Source organism: bacterium (assembly GCA_035703895.1).
In the GTDB taxonomy this organism is placed as follows: Bacteria; Sysuimicrobiota; Sysuimicrobiia; order Sysuimicrobiales; family Segetimicrobiaceae; genus Segetimicrobium.
In genome coordinates, this window is sequence record DASSXJ010000127.1 from 1 (window position 1) to 3126 (window position 3126).

A 3126-nucleotide genomic window follows, 5' to 3' on the forward strand; every position below is an offset into this window, starting at 1 on the left:
CGGGTCATCTGGGCGAGCCGGCAGATGATCTCTTCGAAGTCCTTGGGGGACACCATCATCAGGTCCGCCAGTTCGTCGACGATGATCACGATATACGCCAGCGGGCGGTCCGGGTGCTGTGCATTGAAGGCCTGGATGTTCCGGACGCCCTCGCCCGCGAACAGCGCATACCGGCTCTCCATCTCCTGGATCGCCCACCTGAGCTTGGCGGCGGCCTCGCGGGGGCCGGTCACCACGGGGCTCAGGAGATGGGGGATGCCGTTGTAGCTCGTCAGCTCCACCCGCTTCGGATCGATCATCAGGAACCGGACCGCTTCTGGCGTCGCGCGGAACAGGAGCGTGGCGATCATGGAGTTGAGCGCGACGCTCTTGCCGGCGCCTGTCGCGCCCGCGATGAGCAGGTGCGGCATGGCGACGAGGTCCGCGACGATCGGATGCCCCGCGATCCCCTTGCCGACCGATACGGTGAGCGGAGACGGCGCCTGCTGGAGTTCCGGGCTCATCAACATCTCGCGCAGATGGACCATGCCCGGCCGCTCGTTGGGCAACTCGACGCCGATCGCGGCCTTGCCCGGGATGGGCGCCTCGAGACGGACGCTGCTGGCCGCGAGCGCAAGCGCGATGTCGTTCTGGAGGCTCGTAATCTTTTGCACCTTGACCCCTGGAGCGGGCTGGAGCTCGAAGCGGGTGACCACGGGGCCGGTCTCCCACCGGATCACTCTCGCCTCGACCCCGAAGCTGGCCAGCGCCCGCTCGAGGCTGCGCGCGACCTCTTGTGGGTCCACGCGGCCCGCCCGTGCCGAGCCGTTCGGATACGAGTCGAGCAGGGACAGCGGGGGCAGCGTATACCCCTGGCGCGTCGGGACGGGGAACTTCAAGAGCTCCTGCTCGATCAACGGTTTCTTGCGGCGGCGTCCTGTTCCAGCACCCCTCGAATCGTCCGAGGGGGAGACGTTCACCGCGGCCGGCGAGGTGATTTCCAGTTCGTCCGCTTGGTCCGCGGTTGGAGTGGCATCAGAGGCGAGATCGTGATACGCCGGCACGGGCGGCTCCGGGGCCGCGGCCGGAACCGCCGGGAGCGCGGATGGCTCCCACGATGACATCGCCGGCTCGGGAGCCCGCGTCAGCGCCGGTCTCGCGAGCACGGCGCGCGACAGATCCAAAGCGACCGCCCGGCCTCTCGCGGCGACGTGCTCCATGCCCCGCTGCACTGCTCCCGGGAGGACCTGAGCGCCCGCATAGAGCGCGGCGCCGGCGGCCGACGCCACGTCGCGCGTCCCCGCGGCGACGGGCGCGCCGATCTGCCGCCCGATCCGGCCCGCGGCGCGAAGAGCATCGGTTAGTGACCGGTTCGAGAGGAGCAGGACCGTCGCGATCCCGGCAAGCCCCGTGGCCAGCCACAACCCCGGTTCGCCGACCCACCGCCGGAGCGTCGCCACGGCAACCGCGCCGACGGCTCCCCCACCCAGACCCGCGTGGGCGGCGGCGAACTCCCGCCCCGCGGAATAGCGTAGGTGCAGCATCACCAGGGCGACGAGGTACCCGAGGAAGACGCCGTAGATCCGCACGCTTAACCGGAAAGACTCCCTGACGAAGAAGATGAGACCGAGGAAGAGACCCAGGATCGGGAGAGCCGGCAGGCCGCGGCCGACCGCGGCGCCGAGGCGCGCGGCAATGAACCGCGGCACCTGGCCGGTCTGCGGGGGAATCACGCTCACGCCGGCGAGCAAGGCGAGGGCGATGAGCACCGCGCCCACCACTTTCGCGGACCTGGATCGGGATGCTCTGCGTCTGGCCATGCTGCGGCCTCCTGTGCTGCGATGACTGATGCGTCGTCTGCTGCCTACAGTTCCACGAGCAACGGAAGGACCATCGGCTGCCGGTGTGTCTCTTCGAACAGATACCTGCTGAGCGTCTCCCGAATCGCTGAGCGAACTGCCCCCCATTCTGTCGTGCCTCGAGCGCGGCACTGCGCCATCGCCTCGCGAACCTGCTGCCGACACTGCTCGATCAGGTCTCCCGACTCCCGCACGTGGACGAAGCCGCGCGATACGATGTCCGGTTCCCGCAACAATTCTCCGGTTCGATGGTCGAGCACGACCAGCGCAATCAGCACGCCATCTTGCGCAAGATGGCGCCGGTCCCGCAGGACCACCGTGCCGACGCCGACGCCGAGCCCGTCGACCAAGACGTTCCCCGCCTCGATCGCGCCGACCTGGGCCATGTGCCCGGCCTGCACCTCGATCACAGAACCATTCTCCGCTACCAGGATCCGTTCCTTTGGAATCCCCACCGTGGTGGCAAGATGGCGGTTGAGCACGAGGTGACGATACTCTCCGTGCACCGGCAGGAAAAAGCGGGGGCGAAGCAGCGTCAGCATGAGTTTCAGTTCCTCCTGGCACGCGTGCCCGGAGACGTGCACCTCGGCGCCGTGGATCACCTCGGCGCCCTGCCGGTAGAGCTGATTGATCGTCCGCCCCACCATGCTCTCGTTGCCGGGAATGGGACTGGCCGAGAGCACGACCGTGTCCCCCGGGGTGATCGTGACCATCCGATGTGTCCCGGCCGCCATCCGCGTCAGGGCGGACAGCGGTTCCCCCTGGCTGCCGGTGGTCAGGATCGCGACCTGCCGCTGGGGCAGCCGGCCGATCTGCTCCAACGGCACAAGCGTCCCCCTCGGGATCTTGAGCGCGCCGAGATCCGAGGCGATCGTCACCGTATCGACCATGCTCCGGCCCGCGACCGCGACCTTGCGGCCGTGGTGCGCGGCGGTCGTGAAAACCTGCTGCAGGCGGTGGACGTTGCTGGCGAACGTCGTCACGAGCACGCGACCCCGGGAGCGCCCGAAGATGCCATCCAGCGCCGATCCGACGGTCCGTTCTGAGGGCGCGTACCCCGGCCGTTCCACGTTCGTTGAATCCATGAGGACGACGAGGACCCCGGCCTCCCCGATCTCGGCGAGGCGCGAGAAGTCCGTCGGCGCGTCGTCGATCGGCGTCTGGTCGAACTTGAAGTCGCCCGTACACACCACCGTGCCGGACGGCGTGCGCACCACGACCGCGCAGGCCTGGGGGATGCTGTGGTTGACGTGCACGAGCTCGACCTCGAAGGGTCCGACCCGGAAGG

General features: G+C 68.7%; 2 protein-coding genes. Both read right to left on the reverse strand.

The window, feature by feature from the left end; all coding sequences use genetic code 11:
* Window positions 1-1799 (reverse strand): DNA translocase FtsK (locus VFP86_08710; GenBank protein HET8999710.1); only part of this gene is annotated, 1799 nt, incomplete at its 3' end.
* Window positions 1800-1843: 44 nt separating this feature from the next.
* Window positions 1844-3126 (reverse strand): ribonuclease J (locus VFP86_08715; protein HET8999711.1); only part of this gene is annotated, 1283 nt, incomplete at its 5' end.